The sequence below is a fragment of the Pseudomonas urethralis genome, assembly GCF_021602465.1.
In the GTDB taxonomy this organism is placed as follows: domain Bacteria; phylum Pseudomonadota; class Gammaproteobacteria; order Pseudomonadales; family Pseudomonadaceae; genus Aquipseudomonas; species Aquipseudomonas vlassakiae.
The window spans coordinates 50,355-69,007 of record NZ_BQIJ01000021.1 but is presented as its reverse complement, the minus strand read 5'-3'; the positions used below and the strand labels follow the sequence as shown (position 1 = coordinate 69,007).

The 18,653-nt window shown below is 64.1% G+C and carries 13 protein-coding genes; 10 read left to right on the top strand and 3 right to left on the bottom strand.

The genetic code is table 11. The features are described from left to right. Window positions 1-29 precede the first annotated feature (29 nt). The 4 genes from L6D64_RS24815 (at window position 30) to tcuC (ending at window position 5,000) form a co-directional block, all read left to right on the top strand. Complete coding sequence (locus tag L6D64_RS24815) at window positions 30-962, top strand: LysR family transcriptional regulator (RefSeq protein WP_176510040.1); 933 nt, start codon at window positions 30-32, stop codon at window positions 960-962. Between the two features lie 115 nt (window positions 963-1,077). After that, window positions 1,078-2,523, top strand: coding sequence for an FAD-dependent tricarballylate dehydrogenase TcuA (gene tcuA / locus L6D64_RS24810; protein ID WP_176510039.1), 1,446 nt, complete (start codon window positions 1,078-1,080; stop codon window positions 2,521-2,523). Then, entirely contained in the window at window positions 2,510-3,670 is a 1,161-nt protein-coding gene (gene tcuB / locus L6D64_RS24805; protein WP_176510038.1) for a tricarballylate utilization 4Fe-4S protein TcuB, read from the top strand. Before tcuA ends, tcuB begins: the two co-directional genes overlap by 14 nt. 37 nt (window positions 3,671-3,707) lie before the next feature. Further along, window positions 3,708-5,000 (top strand): MFS transporter, encoded by a 1,293-nt coding sequence (tcuC, locus tag L6D64_RS24800; RefSeq protein WP_176510037.1) that lies wholly within the window; start codon window positions 3,708-3,710, stop codon window positions 4,998-5,000. A gap of 31 nt (window positions 5,001-5,031) precedes the next feature. Here the strand turns inward: tcuC and L6D64_RS24795 are convergent, their stop codons facing one another. Then, a complete protein-coding gene (locus L6D64_RS24795; protein WP_176510055.1) occupies window positions 5,032-6,156 on the bottom strand; it encodes an MFS transporter in 1,125 nt (374 codons plus the stop codon). A gap of 271 nt (window positions 6,157-6,427) precedes the next feature. On the opposite strand from L6D64_RS24795, the gene mexE reads away from it, so the two are divergent. The 4 genes from mexE (at window position 6,428) to L6D64_RS24775 (ending at window position 13,498) form a co-directional block, all read left to right on the top strand. Next, window positions 6,428-7,669, top strand: coding sequence for a multidrug efflux RND transporter periplasmic adaptor subunit MexE (gene mexE / locus L6D64_RS24790; RefSeq protein WP_176510036.1), 1,242 nt, complete (start codon window positions 6,428-6,430; stop codon window positions 7,667-7,669). A gap of 12 nt (window positions 7,670-7,681) precedes the next feature. Next, window positions 7,682-10,861, top strand: coding sequence for an efflux RND transporter permease subunit (locus L6D64_RS24785; protein ID WP_176510035.1), 3,180 nt, complete (start codon window positions 7,682-7,684; stop codon window positions 10,859-10,861). Next, a complete protein-coding gene (locus L6D64_RS24780) occupies window positions 10,858-12,276 on the top strand; it encodes an efflux transporter outer membrane subunit (RefSeq protein ID WP_176510034.1) in 1,419 nt (472 codons plus the stop codon). Before L6D64_RS24785 ends, L6D64_RS24780 begins: the two co-directional genes overlap by 4 nt. A 166-nt stretch (window positions 12,277-12,442) precedes the next feature. Further along, window positions 12,443-13,498, top strand: coding sequence for a tetratricopeptide repeat protein (locus L6D64_RS24775; protein ID WP_176510033.1), 1,056 nt, complete (start codon window positions 12,443-12,445; stop codon window positions 13,496-13,498). A 35-nt stretch (window positions 13,499-13,533) separates the two neighbouring features. Here the strand turns inward: L6D64_RS24775 and L6D64_RS24770 are convergent, their stop codons facing one another. Further along, a complete protein-coding gene (locus L6D64_RS24770; protein ID WP_176510054.1) occupies window positions 13,534-15,555 on the bottom strand; it encodes a response regulator in 2,022 nt (673 codons plus the stop codon). A 267-nt stretch (window positions 15,556-15,822) separates the two neighbouring features. On the opposite strand from L6D64_RS24770, the gene L6D64_RS24765 reads away from it, so the two are divergent. Together L6D64_RS24765 and L6D64_RS24760 are read left to right on the top strand one after the other, a co-directional pair. After that, window positions 15,823-16,509, top strand: a complete 687-nt coding sequence (locus tag L6D64_RS24765; RefSeq protein ID WP_176510032.1) for a type 1 glutamine amidotransferase domain-containing protein — start codon at window positions 15,823-15,825, stop codon at window positions 16,507-16,509. Between the two features lie 165 nt (window positions 16,510-16,674). Next, on the top strand, window positions 16,675-17,448 hold the full coding sequence (locus L6D64_RS24760) for a CSS-motif domain-containing protein (RefSeq protein ID WP_236192603.1): 774 nt from the start codon (window positions 16,675-16,677) through the stop codon (window positions 17,446-17,448). Window positions 17,449-17,464: 16 nt separating this feature from the next. Here L6D64_RS24760 and hppD read toward each other — a convergent pair whose 3' ends face one another. Continuing rightward, window positions 17,465-18,541, bottom strand: a complete 1,077-nt coding sequence (gene hppD, locus L6D64_RS24755; RefSeq protein ID WP_176510030.1) for a 4-hydroxyphenylpyruvate dioxygenase — start codon at window positions 18,539-18,541, stop codon at window positions 17,465-17,467. Window positions 18,542-18,653 lie beyond the last annotated feature (112 nt).

Here is an 18,653-nt window from a genome sequence, read left to right as displayed (position 1 = left end):
CATTCCCTCTGCCTTCGTCAGGAGCCCCCTTGGAACTCAGGCAACTGCGCTACTTCATCAAGATCATCGAACACGGCAGCCTCGGCCGCGCCGCGCTCGAACTGGAGGTCGGCGTCTCTGCCCTGAGCCAGCAGATCGCCAAGCTTGAAAGCGAGCTGTGCACCCGCCTGCTCAACCGCAGCAGCACAGGTGTCACGCCAACCAGCGCCGGCATGGCGTTTCTGCACCATGCCCAACTCAGCCTGCGCCAGGCCGAGAACGCCATCCTGGCCGCCCACCGTGGGCGCATGAGCGGCTACGTCACCGTCGGCCTGCCACCGACCACTGCGACCGTGCTCGCGCTGCCGCTGATCAGTGCCATGCGCGAGCGCTACCCCGACATCCAGCTGCACCTGGTGGAGATGCTCTCCGGGCATCTCGCCGCGCAGCTCAACGCCCGCCAGATCGACCTTGCGATCCTGTTCCAGCTCGAGGGTGGCAAACGCTGGAGCGTGACGCCGCTGCTGGATGAAAAGCTATTCGTCATCAGCCCGCCACAGCTGGCCAATGCGCCGGTAAACAGTGTGCAACTGGCCGACCTGGGCCAGCTGCCGCTGGTCATGCCCAGTGTCCAGCATGGGCTGCGCTCGACCCTGATGACCGCATTCGAACGCTCCGGCCTGGTGCCCAACATCATCATGGAAGTCGATGGCCTGGCCGTGCTGATGAACGCCGTGCGTGCGGGCCATGCCGCGACCATCCAGCCCGGAGCCGCAGCGGCGCTCAGCGGTGAAAGCGGGCTGCGGGTCGCGCAGATCAGCGACGCCCACGTTGGCCGGCGCAACCTGCTGGCGACCCTGGCGGAGGATGAGCTGTCCCCTGCCGCGCTGGCCGCACGACGGGTGATCATCGACGTTGCTCACCAGCTGGTCAGCCAGCGGCAATGGCCAGGGGCGACCTGGATCGAAGAGGCCAGCCTTTAGTAAAACTGAACACCTCATGCCGTAACCCGCCTTTCGACGCCTCGCCGACCGCCCTATTTTCTGCTCACTCGCAAGGGGCTCTTCGTTCATGCCTCCTTGCGACCGAGGAGCGAAAATGATCGATGTTCTTGTAATCGGCGGCGGCAATGCCGCCCTCTGCGCCGCGCTGATGGCCCGTGAGGCCGGCGCCAGCGTCATGCTGCTGGAAGCCGCGCCCAAGGCCTGGCGTGGCGGCAATTCGCAACACACCCGCAACCTGCGCTGCATGCACGACGCGCCCCAGGATGTGCTGGTCGACGCCTACCCTGAAGAGGAGTACTGGCAAGACCTGCTCAAGGTCACCGGCGGGCTGACCAACGAAAAACTCGCGCGCATCGCCATTCGTGCCTCCTCCAGCTGCCGCGACTGGATGCGCAGCCACGGTGTGCATTTTCAGCCGCCGCTGTCCGGCGCCCTGCATGTGGCGCGGACCAACGCGTTCTTCATGGGTGGCGGCAAGGCCCTGGTGAACGCCTATTTCCGCAGTGCCGAACGGCTTGGCGTGCAGGTGCGCTACAACGCCCAGGTCTGCGATATCGAGCTGCAAGACGGCAGGTTCGTCGCCGCTCACCTGCCCGCCCGCGAGTTCGAGGGCCGGCAACTACCAGCAGAACGCATCCAGGCCAAGGCCTGTGTGCTGGCGGCGGGCGGCTTCGAGTCCAATCGCGAGTGGTTGCGCGAAGCCTGGGGCCAGAACGCCCGTGGCGAATGGCCGTCGGACAACTTCCTGATCCGCGGCACGCGCTTCAACACCGGCATCCTGCTCAAGCGCCTGGGCGAACTCGGCGCCGATATCATCGGCGACCCGACCCAGGCGCACATGGTCGCGATCGACGCCCGCGCACCGCTGTATGACGGCGGTATCTGCACCCGTATCGACTGCGTGTCGCTGGGCGTGGTGGTCAATCGCGACGGCGAACGCTTCTATGACGAGGGCGAAGACTTCTGGCCCAAGCGTTATGCCATATGGGGCCGCCTGGTAGCTGGCCAGCCGGGCCAGCAGGCCTATTCGATCATCGACCAGCAGGCCATCGGCCGCTTCATGCCACCGGTGTTCCCAGGCACCACGGCCAACTCCCTGACGGAACTGGCGCGCAAGCTGGGCCTGCCAGAGGCGCCGTTCTGCCAGACCATCGAGGCGTTCAACAACGCCTGCCAGGTCGGCACCTTCGACCATACCGCGCTCGACGACTGCCACACCGCCGGCCTGACCCCGGCCAAGACCCACTGGGCCCGCCCGCTGGTCAAGCCACCGTTCTACGCCTACCCGCTCAAGCCGGGCGTCACCTTCACCTACCTGGGCCTGGCGACAGACGAAAGCGCTGCGGTGCATTTCGCCGGCAAGCCCAGCCCCAACCTTTTCGTCGCAGGAGAAATGATGGCCGGTAACGTACTGGGCAAGGGCTACACCGCCGGTATCGGCATGGCCATCGGCACGGCGTTCGGCCGGATTGCCGGTGTGCAGGCGGCTGCCAGCGCCGGCTTTGTCGACACCCGGGAGGTACGTCATGCAGCTGTTTGATCCGCAGGCCCAGAAAAGCGAACTGATCCCGGTGCTGAATGTGCACGAAAGCGAAGTGCAACGGCAGATGAGCATCTGCAATGCCTGCCGCTACTGTGAAGGGTTCTGCGCGGTGTTTCCGGCGATGACCCGGCGCCTGGAATTTACCCAGGCCGACATCCACTACCTGGCCAACCTGTGCCACAACTGCGGCGCCTGCTTGCATGCCTGCCAGTACGCCGCACCCCATGCGTTCGAAGTCAACGTGCCCAAGGCCATGGCCAAGGTGCGCCTCGACACCTATGCCGAATACGCCTGGCCGCGTGCCCTGGGCCGCCTGTACCAGCGCAATGGCCTGACGCTGGCGCTGGCCAGCGGCTTCGGCCTGGTGCTGTTCCTGTGCCTGACACTGCTGGCCATGGGCAACCTGTTCACGGCAATGCCCGGCAGCAACTTCTATGGAATCTTCCCGCACAACACCCTGGCACTGATGTTCGGCGCGGTGTTCGGCTTTGCGCTCATCGCCCTGGGCCTGGGCGTGCGGCGCTTCTGGCGCGACGTCTCGCCCCCTGCGGCAGGCGCCGGGCTGAAGACCGCCGCAGCCCTGGAGGCGACGGCCAGCGTGGCCAGGCTCAAGTATCTGGACGGTGGCCACGGCGAAGGCTGCAACAACGCCGATGACCGCTTCACCCTGTGGCGGCGGCGCTTTCACCACCTGACCTTCTACGGCTTCCTGCTGTGCCTGGCCGCGACCGGCACCGCGACGCTCTACCACTACCTGCTGGGCCTGGTGGCGCCATACCCGGTGCTGAGCCTGCCGGTCCTGCTGGGTATTGCCGGCGGTCTCGGCCTGCTGGCAGGCCCCGCCGGCTTGCTGTACCTCAACCTGCGGCGCAACCCCGACCACGGCGACGCCGAGCAGAAGCCCATGGACCGCGGCTTCATCGCCCTGCTGTTGCTGGTCAGCGCCAGCGGCCTGGCCCTGCTGGCGTGGCGCGAGACCAGCGCGCTTGGCCTGCTGCTGGCCGTGCACCTGGGGCTGGTGATGGCGTTCTTCCTGACCATGCCATACAGCAAGTTCGCCCACGGCATCTTCCGCAGCGCGGCGTTGCTCAAGCACGCCATCGAGAAACGCCAGCCCAACCCGATCAATGCCGGCAGCGATTGAACACTCAAAAACAACAAAAGCGAGCAAAACGGTAGCCATGATGAAAACAACAACACAGACCAGGGGCGCCAAGCTGGGCGCCATCCTGCGGGTGACCAGCGGCAACTTCCTCGAACAGTTCGACTTCTTCCTGTTCGGTTTCTACGCCACCTACATATCGCAGACGTTCTTCCCGGCCAGCAGCGAGTTCGCCTCGCTGATGATGACCTTCGCGGTGTTCGGCTCAGGCTTCCTGATGCGCCCGCTGGGCGCCATCGTGCTGGGCGCCTACATCGACAAGGTCGGCCGGCGCAAAGGGCTGATCGTGACGCTGTCGATCATGGCCGCCGGCACCGTGCTGATCGCCCTGGTGCCGGGTTACGCCAGCATTGGCATCCTCGCCCCGTTGCTGGTGCTGCTGGGCCGGCTGTTGCAGGGCTTTTCCGCTGGCGCCGAGCTGGGCGGTGTTTCGGTCTACCTCTCGGAGATCGCCACGCCGGGGCGCACCGGTTTCTTCACCAGCTGGCAATCGGCGAGCCAGCAAGTGGCGATCGTCGTGGCGGCAGCGCTGGGCTATAGCCTCAACGCCTGCATGGCCACCAGCGAAGTGGCGGCCTGGGGCTGGCGCATTCCGTTCTTCATCGGCTGCGTGATCATCCCGTTCATCTTCGTCATTCGCCGCTCGCTGCAAGAGACCGACGCGTTCAAGGCCCGCGGGCACCACCCGGGCGCTGCTGAAGTGTTCCGCTCGATGTGCGACAACTGGCGCACGGTGCTGGCGGGCGGGCTGCTGGCGGCCATGACCACCACGACGTTCTACCTGATCACGGTCTACACCCCGACCTTCGGCAAGACCGTGCTGCAACTGAGCACTACCGACAGCCTGGTGGTAACCCTGCTGGTGGGGGTCAGCAACTTCATCTGGCTGCCCATCGGCGGCGCGCTCTCCGATCGCATCGGCCGGCGCCCGCAGCTGTTGGCGATATCCCTGCTGTGCGTGCTGACCGCCTACCCGGCCATGCATTGGCTGGCCGAAGCCGCCAGCTTCGAGCGCCTGCTTGCGGTGTTGCTGTACTTCTCGTTCTTCTTCGGGATGTACAACGGCGCCATGGTCGCGGCGCTGACCGAGGTGATGCCGGCGAACGTGCGGGTGGTCGGTTTCTCGCTGGCCTTCAGCCTGGCCACCGCGCTGTTCGGCGGCTTCACGCCAGCGGTCTCGACGCTGTTGGTGCAGGCCACCGGGGACAAAGCGTCGCCGGCCTACTGGCTGATGTTCGCAGCGGTCTGCGGGTTCACCGCGACCACCGTGCTGTATCGTCGGGCCAAGCCAGTAGCGGCGCGTAGCTGCTGAACCCGGTAGCCAACCGGTGGTGCCAGCAGCCTCAGCTGCTGGTTCGCACCCGATGCATCACCATGCCCACCAGCAGCACATTGGTCAGCGCCAGCAGGCACAAGGTCAGCAACACCCCCATCGCGCCAAAGTGCTCGAACAGAAAGCCCCCCACCACGGGCGTGTGTGCCTGCCCGATCAGCGACGGCCGAGACATGCGCCCCATCAGCAGCACGTACTGCGCGGGTGGCATCATCGCCAGCGGCAGCAACCCACGCACGATCGCCCGCAGGCCGTTGCCACAGCCGAACACCAGCAAGCCCACCGCAGTGGCGGCCGGCACAAAGGTCACCATCAGCAACCCGAGCAGCACCAGGCCCACCCAGGCCAGCGCGGTCCAGATCGGGTGGCGCTTGCCAGCCAGGATCTGCAGCACCCGTGACGCCACCTGGCTGGGGCCGAGCATCGCCGCCAGGCCGATGGCCACCGGCAGCGAATGCCCCAACCCCTGCAGCACGGCCACCAGCTGTACGGCGATGGCGGTCATGATGATCGCGCCAATGGCGAACATGCTGGTCAGCAGCAGGTACAGCGGGCGGTCCACGCCGGCCGCTGCGCCTTGCGCCTGTGCCTTGGCCGGCACCTCGACCCGCCCGCCCGCTGGCAGCACCCGCCAGTACAACGGTGCCACCACCACGATCAGCACCAGCGCATAGCACACGCAGGTCGCCCGCCAGCCGACATGTTCGATGGCCATGGCCACGGTCGGCCATGAGAGGGTCGAGGCGAAACCGGCAATCAGGGTAATACCCGTAATGGCCTTGCCCGCGCCTTCGCCATACAACCCGCCCAGGGTGGCGAACAACGCTTCATACAAACCCATGGCCATGCCGATGCCGATCACCGCCCAGGCCAGCAGGAACAGCCCAAGGTTGTGGCTGGCGGCCATGATCAGCAACCCCACCGCCACCACCGCGCCGCTGGCGGCCATTTGCGGGCGGCCGCCGTAGCGGGCGACCAGTCGGCTGGACAACGGGGCCAGCAGCGCCGAGACCATCAGGCTCAGGGACAACGCGCCATAGACCCATTGGCTGGGCCAGCCGGTGTCGCGGCTGATCGGGTCGGCCATCACCGCCATGAGGAAGAACGAGCCGCCCCAGACCAGGATTTGCAGCACGCCGAGCAGGGCGATGCCAAGGGGGCCGGGCAGGCGGTGGTAGGTGTGCAAGGTGGGGCCTATTTCAGTCGCTGTGCGGGGGTGTCTGCCTGGCCTGTTCGCCGGCACAGGCTTTACAGAGCTTACCCGCAAGCGCCGTCACATGCCCGCCATCGATGATTGATCCAGACATATCATTGCGCGTGATATTAACCTTCGCTCCGTTCGATTCGTGCGTCGCGCGCAAGACACTCACACTCCGCCCACTACTAATACATTGGCGGAGTTCTCCATGGATCACTCACTCAAACCCTTGCGCTTCCCCCTCGCTGCCCTGGCAGTGGTGGTGCTCAGCGCTTGTGGCCGCACCCCCGACGCCGTGCAGGCTCCCGCCGCGCCCAAGGTCAGCGTCGCCAAGGTCATCGAGCAGCCGATCAACGAATGGGACGAGTTCACCGGCCGCCTGGAAGCGCCGGAAACCGTCGAAGTGCGGCCACGGGTCTCCGGCCAGATTGACTTGGTGGCGTTCACCGAAGGCGCCCAGGTGAAGAAAGGCGACCTGCTGTTCCAGATCGACCCGCGCCCGTTCCAGGCAGAGGTGCGCCGCCTCGAAGCCCAGCTGCAACAGGCCAAGGCCACCGCCATCCGCAGCGCCAACGAAGCCCGCCGTGGCGAGCGCCTGCGTGACAGCAACGCCATTTCCGCCGAGCTGGCCGAGTCGCGCAGCAGCGCCGCCGCCGAAGCCCGCGCCGGGGTCGACGCGATTCAGGCCCAGCTCGACCTGGCTCGCCTGAACCTCAGCTTCACCCGCGTCACCGCGCCGATCAGCGGCCGTGTCAGCCGTGCCGAATTCACCGCCGGCAACATCGTCACCGCCGATGTCACGCCACTGACCAGCGTAGTGTCCACCGACAAGGTGTACGCCTACTTCGACGCCGACGAGCGCGTGTACCTGAAGTACACCCAGCTGGCGCGCGAAGGCCAGCGCGGCCAGAGCACCCCGGTGTACCTGGGCCTGACCAACGAAACCGGCAACCCGCACCTGGGCCAGATGAACTTCGTCGACAACCAGGTCAACCCGCGCACCGGCACCATCCGCGGCCGTGCCGTGTTCGACAACCGCGACGGCCAGTTCACCCCAGGCCTGTATGCACGCCTGAAACTGGTGGGCAGCGCCCAGTACGACGCCGTGCTGATCAACGACGAAGCGGTCGGCACCGACCTTGGCAAGAAGTTCGTGCTGGTCATGGACAAGGACAACAAGGCCGCCTACCGCGCCGTGGAACTGGGGCCGAAGCTCGAAGGCCTGCGCATCGTCCGTAGCGGCCTGGCCAAGGACGATCGCATCGTGGTCAAGGGCCTGCAGCGCGTGCGCCCTGGCTCGCCGGTGACCCCGGAAGAAACCCCGATGGCCAGTGAACAGACCCTCGCCGCCCTCGCCCAGCAGCGCCAGGCCCTGGAGGCCAGCAACCCGGCGCCGAAAGTGGCCGGCTCCACCGAAAAAGTCGCCAGCGCCCAGGCGCCACGCGGTTAAGGGACCCCACCGATGAACTTTTCGAAATTCTTCATTACCCGGCCGATCTTCGCCGCGGTGCTGTCGCTGGTGCTGCTGATCGCCGGTTCGATCTCGCTGTTCCAGCTGCCCATCAGCGAATACCCCGAGGTGGTACCGCCGACCGTGGTAGTGCGCGCCAACTTCCCCGGTGCAAACCCCAAGGTCATCGGCGAAACCGTCGCCGCGCCGCTGGAGCAGGCCATCACCGGTGTCGAGAACATGCTGTACATGTCCTCGCAGTCCACCGCCGACGGCAAGCTGACCCTGACCATCACCTTTGCCCTGGGCACCGACCTGGACAACGCCCAGGTGCAAGTGCAGAACCGCGTCACCCGCACCCAGCCCAAGCTGCCGGAGGAAGTGACGCGGATCGGTATCACCGTCGACAAGGCTTCGCCTGACCTGACCATGGTCGTGCACCTGACCTCGCCGGATAACCGCTACGACATGCTCTACCTGTCCAACTACGCCATCCTCAACATCAAGGATGAGTTGGCGCGCCTGGGCGGCGTCGGTGACGTGCAGCTGTTCGGCATGGGTGACTACTCGCTGCGCGTGTGGCTCGACCCGAACAAGACCGCGTCGCGCAACCTGACCGCCAGCGATGTGGTGGCCGCGATTCGCGAGCAGAACCGCCAGGTCGCCGCCGGCCAGCTGGGCGCCCCGCCCGCCCCCGGCTCTACCAGCTTCCAGCTGTCGATCAACACCCAGGGCCGCCTGGTCAACGAGGAAGAATTCGAGAACATCATCATCCGCGCCGGTGCCGATGGCGAAATCACGCGCCTGAAGGACATCGCCCGGGTCGAGCTGGGCTCCAGCCAGTACGCCCTGCGTTCGCTGCTGAACAACCAGCCGGCAGTGGCCATCCCGATCTTCCAGCGCCCAGGTTCCAACGCCATCGAAATCTCCGACGAAGTGCGGGCCAAGATGGCCGAACTGAAGAAAGACTTCCCGGAAGGCATGGACTACAGCATCGTCTATGACCCGACCGTGTTCGTCCGTGGTTCCATCGAAGCCGTGGTGCACACGCTGTTCGAAGCGCTGGTGCTGGTGGTGCTGGTGGTGATCCTGTTCCTGCAGACCTGGCGCGCCTCGATCATCCCGCTGATGGCCGTACCCGTCTCGCTGATCGGTACCTTCGCGGTCATGCACCTGTTCGGCTTCTCGCTCAACGCGCTGTCGCTGTTCGGCCTGGTGCTGGCCATCGGTATCGTGGTGGACGACGCCATCGTCGTGGTGGAGAACGTCGAACGGAACATAGGGCTGGGGTTGAAGCCCCTGGAAGCCACGCAAAAAGCCATGAGCGAAGTGACCGGGCCGATCATCGCCACGGCGCTGGTGCTGTGCGCGGTGTTCGTGCCGGCAGCATTCATTTCTGGCCTGACCGGGCAGTTCTACAAGCAGTTCGCGTTGACCATCGCCATTTCCACCGTGATCTCGGCGTTCAACTCGCTGACCTTGTCGCCAGCGCTGGCTGCCGTGCTGCTGAAAGACCACCATGCGCCGAAAGATCGCTTCTCGCGGTTCCTCGAGCGGCTGCTGGGCAGTTGGCTGTTTGCCCCGTTCAACCGCTTCTTCGACCGCGCCAGCCACGGCTACGTCGGTGGCGTACGCCGGGTCATCCGCTCCAGCGGCATCGCCCTGTTCGTCTATGCCGGGCTGATGGGCCTGACCTACCTGGGCTTCGCCTCCACGCCGACCGGTTTCGTACCGGCGCAGGACAAGCAGTACCTGGTGGCGTTCGCCCAGTTGCCCGACGCCGCCAGCCTCGACCGTACCGAGGCGGTGATCAAGCGCATGAGCGAAATCGCCCTGGAGCAACCGGGTGTAGCCGATTCGGTAGCCTTCCCGGGCCTGTCGATCAACGGCTTCACCAACAGCCCGAACAGCGGCATCGTGTTCACCCCGCTCAAGCCGTTCGACGAGCGCAAGGACCCGAGCCAGTCGGCTGCGGCGATTGCCGCTGCCCTGAATGCCAAGTTCGCCGACATCCAGGACGCCTACATCGCGATCTTCCCGCCACCGCCCGTGCAAGGCCTTGGCACCATCGGCGGCTTCCGCCTGCAGATCGAGGACCGCGGCAACCTGGGCTACGAAGCGCTGTACAAGGAAACCCAGAACATCATCGCCAAGAGCCACAATGTGCCGGAACTGGCGGGCCTGTTCACCAGCTACCAGGTCAACGTGCCGCAGGTCGATGCCGCCATCGACCGGGAAAAAGCCAAGACCCACGGCGTGGCGATCACCGACATCTTCGACACCTTGCAGGTTTACCTCGGCTCGCTGTACACCAACGATTTCAACCGCTTTGGCCGCACCTACCAGGTCAACGTCCAGGCCGAGCAGCAGTTCCGCCTCGATGCCGAACAGATCGGCCAGTTGAAGGTGCGCAACAACCTGGGCGAGATGATTCCGCTGGCGACCTTCCTCAAGGTCAGCGACACCTCCGGGCCTGACCGGGTGATGCACTACAACGGTTTCATCACCGCCGAGATCAACGGTGCCGCAGCCCCAGGCTACAGCTCCGGCCAGGCCGAGGCGGCGATCGAGAAGCTGCTCAAGCAAGAACTGCCCAACGGCATGACCTTCGAGTGGACCGACCTGACCTACCAGCAGATCCTCTCGGGCAATACCGCGCTGTTCGTGTTCCCGCTGTGCGTGCTGCTGGCCTTCCTGGTGCTGGCCGCCCAGTACGAGAGCTGGAGCCTGCCGCTGGCGGTGATCCTGATCGTACCGATGACCCTGCTGTCGGCCATCACCGGGGTGATCGTGTCGGGTGGCGACAACAACATCTTCACCCAGATCGGCCTGATCGTGCTGGTGGGCCTGGCGTGCAAGAACGCGATTCTGATCGTCGAGTTCGCCAAGGACGAACAGGCCAAGGGCCTCGACCCGCTGGCTGCGGTGCTGGAAGCCTGCCGCCTGCGACTGCGGCCGATCCTGATGACCTCGATCGCCTTCATCATGGGCGTGGTACCGCTGGTGTTCAGCTCCGGTGCCGGCTCGGAAATGCGCCATGCCATGGGTGTGGCGGTGTTCTCGGGGATGATCGGCGTGACTGTGTTCGGCCTGTTCCTGACCCCGGTGTTCTTCTTCCTGATCCGCCGTTTCGTCGAGCGTCGCCAGGCCCGCAAGGCCGAACACGCGCCCGTGCTGGAGAACCATGCATGAACCTGCTCAAACCCCTGACCCCGAGCCTGCTGGCGCTGGCCCTGGCAGCCTGCGCGGTCGGCCCGGACTACAAGGCCCCGGACACCGAAGCTGCGCAGTTCGACAGCACGGATGTGCAGGCCAAGGCCTTCGACCGCAGCCGCTTCGAAAGCGTGTGGTGGAAGCAGTTCGACGACCCGGTGCTGAACCAGCTGGTGCAGGCATCGCTGGATGGCAACCGTGACCTGCGCGTGGCCTTCGCCCGGCTCAAGTCGGCACGGGCGATACGTGATGACGCCGCCAACGACCAGTTCCCGGTGGTCACCAGCCGCGCCAGCAGCGAGATCGGCAAGGGCCAGATTCCCGGCCAGACCACCCAGCGGGTCAACCAGGAACGCTACGACCTCGGCCTGGACATGGCCTGGGAGCTTGACCTGTTCGGCCGCATCCAGCGCCAGATCGAGGCCAGCGAAGCCCAGGAAGCAGCAGCCCAGGCCGACCTGCAACAGCTGCAGGTGAGCCTGATCGCTGAACTGGTGGACGCCTATGGCCAGCTGCGCGGGGCGCAACTGCGCGAAAAGATCGCCATGGCCAACCTCAAGACCCAGCAGGAGTCTCGCAGTATCACGCTGACCCTGCGCGACGCCGGGGTTGGCAACGATCTCGACGTCGTCCGTGCCGATGCCCGCCTGGCGGGGGTCGAGGCCACCGTGCCGCAGTTGCAGGCCGAACAGGCCCGGGCGCGGCACCGCATCGCCACCCTGCTCGGTCAGCGCCCGGACGCGCTGAGCGTCGACCTTTCGCCCAAGGCCTTGCCGGCGATCGCCAAGGCCTTGCCGGTGGGTGACCCGGCCGAGTTGCTGCGCCGCCGCCCGGATATCCGCAGCGCCGAACGCCAGCTGGCCGCCGCCACCGCCAATGTCGGCGTAGCCACTGCCGACCTGTTCCCGCGGGTAAGCCTCAGCGGCTTCCTCGGCTTTACAGCCGCCCGTGGCTCACAGATCGGCTCCTCTGCGGCCAATGCCTGGTCGTTGGGGCCGAGCATCACCTGGGCCGCCTTCGACCTGGGCAGCGTGCGGGCCCGCCTGCGCGGGGCCAAGGCTGACGCCGAAGGCGCCCTGGCCAACTATGAACAGCAGGTGCTGCTGGCCCTGGAAGAGTCGGCCAACGCCTTCAGCGATTACGACAAGACCCAGCAGCGGCTGTTGTCGCTGATCCGGCAGAGCGAGGCCAGCCGCAAGGCAGCCGACCTCGCCTCGGTGCGTTACCGCGAGGGCACGGTGGATTACCTGGTGCTGCTCGATGCCGAACGCGAACGCCTGAGCGCCGAAGACGCCCAGGCCCAGGGTGAAGTCGAGCTGTATCGCGGCATCGTCTCGATCTACAAGGCCCTCGGCGGTGGCTGGCAGCCGGAAACCGTCGCCAGCGCCCACTGATCCGCTGTTTGCAACGACTCCTTTGGTTGGTTCCTCCCCCAACCGTTTGCCCCGCCGGCCTTGGTCTGCGGGGCTTTTTTATGGGCCGCTGACGACCCGTTCGCTTGCAGCCCAGGGCATTCTGCCCCAAGCTCTGCCTTCCGACTGCCATGGACCGCTGCGTACGATGCCCAGACGCCACCGCTACCTGATCGCCGTGTTGTTGCTGATCCTGGTGTCGCTCGCCATCGTTTTCCTGCGCCGGGACGACAGGCCCGCGCCACCGGTGCTGCCGCCACACAGCTACGGCAAGGCACTGCGCCAGGCCCATGACGGCCTGCCCGGTGCCGCCCGGGTGCTGTACCAACAGCTGCAACGCGATGACCTGACGCCGATCCGCCGCGCCGCGCTGTATGCCGAATTACCCAACTATCCCTCGCCGCAAGCACTCAAGCTGGCCCGCCTGGACCTGGAAAACGAGGACCCGCTGGTGCGTCGCGCAGCCATTGCCAGCATCCGCAAGCTGCTGCCGCCCTCTCAGCGCAGCCTGGTGCTGGGGCCGTTGCTGGACGATGACGAGCAGAGCGTACGCTTCGCTGCCGTGGACGCATTGCTTGGTCTCGACCCCGATGCCATCGGCCTGTACTTCGGCCCGTTGCAGACCGCACTGGAGCAATACCAGCAAGCCCTGGAAAGACAACCCGACGACGCCGAGGCCCAGGTGCACCTGGCGCGCCTGTACTTGCACGAGAACGACTACGATCAGGCTGCCGCGGCCCTGCAGCGCAGCCTCGCGGTGGCCCCGGAAGGCCTCGACGCCCTGGCCACCCAGGTGCGCCTTCTGGAGCGCCAGGGCCAGCACGAGCAATCCCGCCAGGTGCTGGCCAAGGCCCTGGCGCTGCGTCCGGACTCGGCATTCCTGCAATACGAGCTGGGGCTCTGGCTGATCCGCCATGATCAGCGTGAATACGCCCTGCTCGCCTTGTCCCGCGCGGTGGAACTGGAACCGGAGAATGCCGACTATCGCTACACCCTGGCGGTCACCTTGCATGAGCTGGACCAGTCCGATGCTGCGCAAAAACAACTGGAAACCCTGCTCAGCCGCCAGCCAGCCAACCGCAAGGCGCGGGTGCTGCTGATCCAGTACTGGAAAGCGTCCGGCCAGTTGCAGAATGTCCAGGTCTTGCTGGCTGAACTGGAGCGGCAGAACCCGGACGATCCCTTCCTGCAGCAGGGTCTGTGACTGGCATTGGCCAGTGGGTTGTCGAGGGGACCGGTTCAGTCGCTCAGCATCAGCAGGGCCTGGTTCATCAGGCTGGCCAACGCGAACGGCTTGAGCATCAGCGCCGTGCCGGGCGCCTCGGACAGTTGCGGGTCCAGCGGTTGGTCATTGAACCCGGTGATGAACAGAATTTTCTGCTCCGGCACCAGCATGCGCATCGCCCTGGCGACCTGCCGCCCACTGAAACCTCCGGGCAGGCCGATGTCGGTGATGACCAGGTCGAATGGGCCGTGGTGGCGGAAGCGGTCAAGCGCCGAATTCGCATCCCTGGCATCGCACACGTCGAAACCACGTTCCTGCAGATACTCCTTCATCACCGAACGCAGGTTTTCTTCATCATCTACCAGCAGCACCCGTTGGCCACTGGCCCGGGTTACCGTCGGAACCGGCTGCGGGGCTTGCTGCGCCATGTGTTCAAAGCATCGCGGGAACAACATACAGACCTTGAAACCGTGATCAGGTGCTGATTCAAGCCACACGTGGCCACCCGACTGGCCGACGAAGCCATACACCATCGCCAGGCCCAACCCGGCACCGTGGCCCATGGGTTTGGTGGTGAAGAACGGCTCGAATGCCCGGGCCAGATCCACTTGGGGCATACCATGGCCATCATCGATCACATACAAGGCGACATAGTCACCAGGCGGAACACCTTGGTCGTCGGGGAACGCCGCCTCCAGGCGCTTGTTGATCGTACGCAACGTCACCACGCCACGGCCAAGGCACGCCTCGCGGGCGTTGGCGAACAGGTTCACCATGGCGGTTTCCAGCTGCGCAACATCCAGGCAGACGGTCCAGGGTTGTACATCCAGCTCCCAGCTCAGTCGCATTTCAGTGCCCAGCACCTGATGCAACAGCGGTTCCATGGCGGCCAGCTGACGATTGATGTCCACCGGCTTGGGTGACAGCGGCTGATGACGCGAGAACGCCAGCAGACGGTGTGTGAGCTTCATGGCGCGCTGTACAGAATCGCTGGCCAGGGACACATAACGGTCGATGTGCTCCAGGCGCCCTTGCTCCATGCGTCGTTGCAACAACTCCAGGCTGCCGCCAATACCCGACAGCAGGTTGTTCATCTCGTGGGCCATGCCTCCGGCCAGATGGCTGACCGCGTCCAGCCGCTGGGTTGCCCGTAGAAGGGTGTCGGAGTGGCGCAAGGCATCTTCATGCTCCTGCGAAATGTCCCGCCCTACGGCCGTCAGCAGCGTGCCGTCGAAACTCGCCGTCCAACGGAACAACCGGTAGTGCCCGTCCTTGTGGCGTAACCGCGTCTCGAGCTGCTCAAGCCCGCGGTCGTTGACGAACTCCAGCACCGCCACTTCCACTTCGGCTCTGTCCGCAGGATGGACCAGTTGCAGAATCGGCTTACCGACCACCTCCTCTTCAGTCCAACCCAGCGCGCGTTGCCAGGCCGGGTTGACCGCTTGCAGCCGCAGGTCGGGGGTCACGACGATCATCGCATCGCGAGACAGTTGCCAGATGTGATCACGATCGGCCATGACGGACTGGATCTTGCGCTCGAACGCCAACGCCTGCTCGCGCCATTGAGCATGCGCGTCGACGCTGGCGCTGGTTTCGATCACCGTATGCAGGAACCCGACCACCTCGTGCTGTTCATCGCGTAACGGTGTGTAGCTGAAGACATAGCAGGCTTCGTTGCCCGTTTGCTTGTTCTTCAGCCACAGTGGCTGGTCTTCGCCAAAGATCGAGCCACCTTCAAGCACCTCGAATACGCAAGGGCCGATGACCTTCCAGGCTTTTGCCCACAGCCTGTCGAACGCCTGCCCCAGGGCGTGACCGTCACATTCGAGCAAATTCGCGTAAGCATCATTGTGAACCACGCTCATCCCGGCGCCCCAGACCACCGCGCAGGGAAACGGCGAAAGCACCATCATGTCGACGGCGATGCGCAACGGGGCCTGCCAATGCGGCAGCGGCCCGAGCGCACTGTAACGCCAGTCGAACCGCGTGACCTGCTCAGCCATGCCCGCTGCCATTGCCGGCCGCGTGGCGAGCATCATGCCTTGCGCTGAAGGTTTGCGCGGCGTGTCGTTTAACAGCACTGTCGTGATTCCACCGTTGCGTTGGGATGAAGATTCCGTTGGCGCATCATCTGCCCGACGATTTGCCACTGCAATAGCTGCGCATTCAGCGTGCGCAGGCATCGACCACCAGCATAGAGCCATTACCGAAATAGCGCCTTGGCAAACGGAAGCTATGCTTAACAGGTTTTCCCCGCGCCACTGAACCCATTGCCCCACGACGACAGACCCGGGAGCGAGGTGATGAGCAAAAAGATTCTGGTAGCACTGACCAACACGGCCAAGTACCCGACCCTGAAGCGGGCCACGGGCCTATGGCTGGGGGAAGCCGTGCACTTTGTCGCGGTCGCGCTGAAAGCTGGGTATGAAGTCGATTATGTGAGCCCGAATGGCGGCTATGTACCCATCGACCCGCATAGCCTGCAAATGGCGCCGGAGCTGGACTGGCAATGGTATGACGACAAATCGTTCATGAACCGACTGGGCGCAACATCAAGCCCGGGCGAGGTCAGGGCAAGTGATTACTGCGCCATCTACTACACGGGCGGCCACGGTGTCATGTACGACTTCCCCGACAACTCGCCATTGCAGGAGCTGGCACGCAGCATCTATGAAAACAACGGCGTTGTTGCCGCCGTCTGCCACGGCGTGGTCGGCCTCTTGAACATCAAGCTCAGTGACAACAGCCTGTTGCTCAAGGACCGGCAGGTCACCGGGTTTTCCAATACCGAAGAAAAACTGGCGGAGCTGGACAAGGTGGTGCCCTTTCTCACCGAGAACGAACTGATTGCCCGGGGCGGCAACTACAGCAAGGACGACGACCCGTGGAAGCCGTTCGTGGTTTGCGACGACCGGCTGATTACCGGGCAGAACCCAGCCTCGACGAGCCTGCTGGCCGAGGAGGTCATTGCTGCCCTCTCGCGACGATGAGTCCTACACCTCAGCAGCGTAGTTCAGCAAGCACGCATGGCTTCGGATTACAGCAGGCACCGTGATTGATTCATAGGCTCACCACTGGGGCTGCCCATCTCGGGCAGCTTGGAAACTGGGGGCCGAACATTCATGTCGAGAATCAAAACTGCTGGGCAGGGCTTGATGGAACTGTTGCTGACTTTGGCAATCAGCCTGCTGCCGGTCGGCACCGGGCTGATGGTCATGCTTTATCAGCAGGATAAGAAGCTTGAGGAAACCGCACGAATCTCCGTGAAGGAAGCGATCTACTCCGTGGACCTGGCACTGGATCGTATACATGCGTCCGCGTCTGCTGCAATGAAGTTGGCAGGAACTGCCTGCGAGAGTGCCCAGCCGCGATTGGTCGATCAGGTTACCAAAGCACCGCACCTGCGCTCGTTGGCATTGACCATTGATCGCCGCACCTATTGCAACACCTTGAAAACGCCGTTTCCACCCGATGACATCTTCCCTGATGCTCGATCGCAATTTCGCCTGGTGCTGGATACGCCTGCAACACCCAATGCGGTGCTGCTCGCCTACCAGCTCAGTGAGCAAAACAGGGGGGTCATTGCCACATCCTATGGCATGTTACTGCGCAATGAGTTGCGCGCGTTTCAGACGGGTCTGACGTTATTGCTCGAATTCGAGGAGTTCTACATCTGGGCCGACGGCGATAGCCGCGATTCAGCGCGCCCATCACAAGTCGAGTTTTTCCAGGAGGGGGTCTCGAGCAAGTATGGCTATGCCGTCAAGGCAGGCTATGCCCAAGGTTATGCAGCACAACAGACACACCAGACATTGAAACAGCTTTTCCCTATCTTGGCGCTGATAGGCGTCATTACCGGTTCGATCACGTACTGGGGCCTGTTCAGGCAACGTCGCCAGCGTGCTCGTAGCGCCGCCAGCAAAGGCTGACGGCGCCACAATTCACTCATTCGGCATTGAGCACGCCGCGGCGTACCTGGTCACGCTCGATGGACTCGAAGAGGGCTTTGAAGTTGCCTTCACCGAAACCGTCATCGCCTTTACGCTGAATGAACTCGAAGAACACAGGGCCAAGCAGGGTTTCCGAGAAAATCTGCAGCAGCAGGCGCTTGTCACCTGCCTCGGAAGCGCCATCCAGCAGGATGCCACGGGCCTGCAGCTGGTCGACTGGCTCGCCATGCCCTGGCAGGCGCTCTTCGAGCATTTCGTAATAGGTCTTTGGCGGTGCGGTCATGAATCGCATGCCAAAGCCCTTGAGTGCATCCCAGGTCTTGAGCAGGTCATCGGTAAGGAAGGCCACATGCTGGATGCCTTCGCCGTTGAACTGCATCAGGAACTCTTCGATCTGCCCTGCCCCCTTGGATGACTCTTCATTGAGCGGAATGCGGATCATGCCGTCAGGCGCGGTCATGGCCTTGGAGGTCAGACCGGTGTATTCGCCCTTGATATCGAAATAGCGGATCTCGCGGAAATTGAACAGCTTCTCGTAGAAGCCAGCCCAGTAGGCCATGCGCCCGCGATAGACGTTGTGGGTCAGGTGATCGATGATCTTGAGGCCGGCACCCGCCGGGTTGCGATCAACACCCTCGATGAAATTGAAGTCGATATCGTAGATCGAGCTGCCTTCATCGAAACGGTCGATCAGGTAAAGCGGAGCTCCACCGATGCCCTTGATGGCCGGCAGGCGCAGTTCCATCGGGCCGGTTTCGATTTCGACTGGCTGTGCGCCCAGCTCCAGGGCCCGGGCGTAGGCTTCATGGGCGTTACGCACACGGAACGCCATGCCGCACACCGACGGGCCATGCTCGGCGGCAAAGTAGGAGGCGATGCTCTTTGGCTCATTGTTGAGGATCAGGTTGATGCCGCCCTGGCGGTACAGGTGCACGTCCTTGGAACGGTGAGTGGCCACCTTGGTGAAGCCGAGCATCTGGAACACCGGCTCCAGCACGCCTGGTGTCGGCGAAGCCAGTTCGATGAACTCAAAGCCCATCAGGCCCATTGGATTGTCAAAGATATCAGCCATGTTCGAACCCTCATCTGCAGCGGAAATTAATGATTGCGTAGGATGTGGAACGGCAATGGTGGAGAGCATGGGATACCGCGCACGCTGCGGGCGAGGAAGTCACCAATGATCA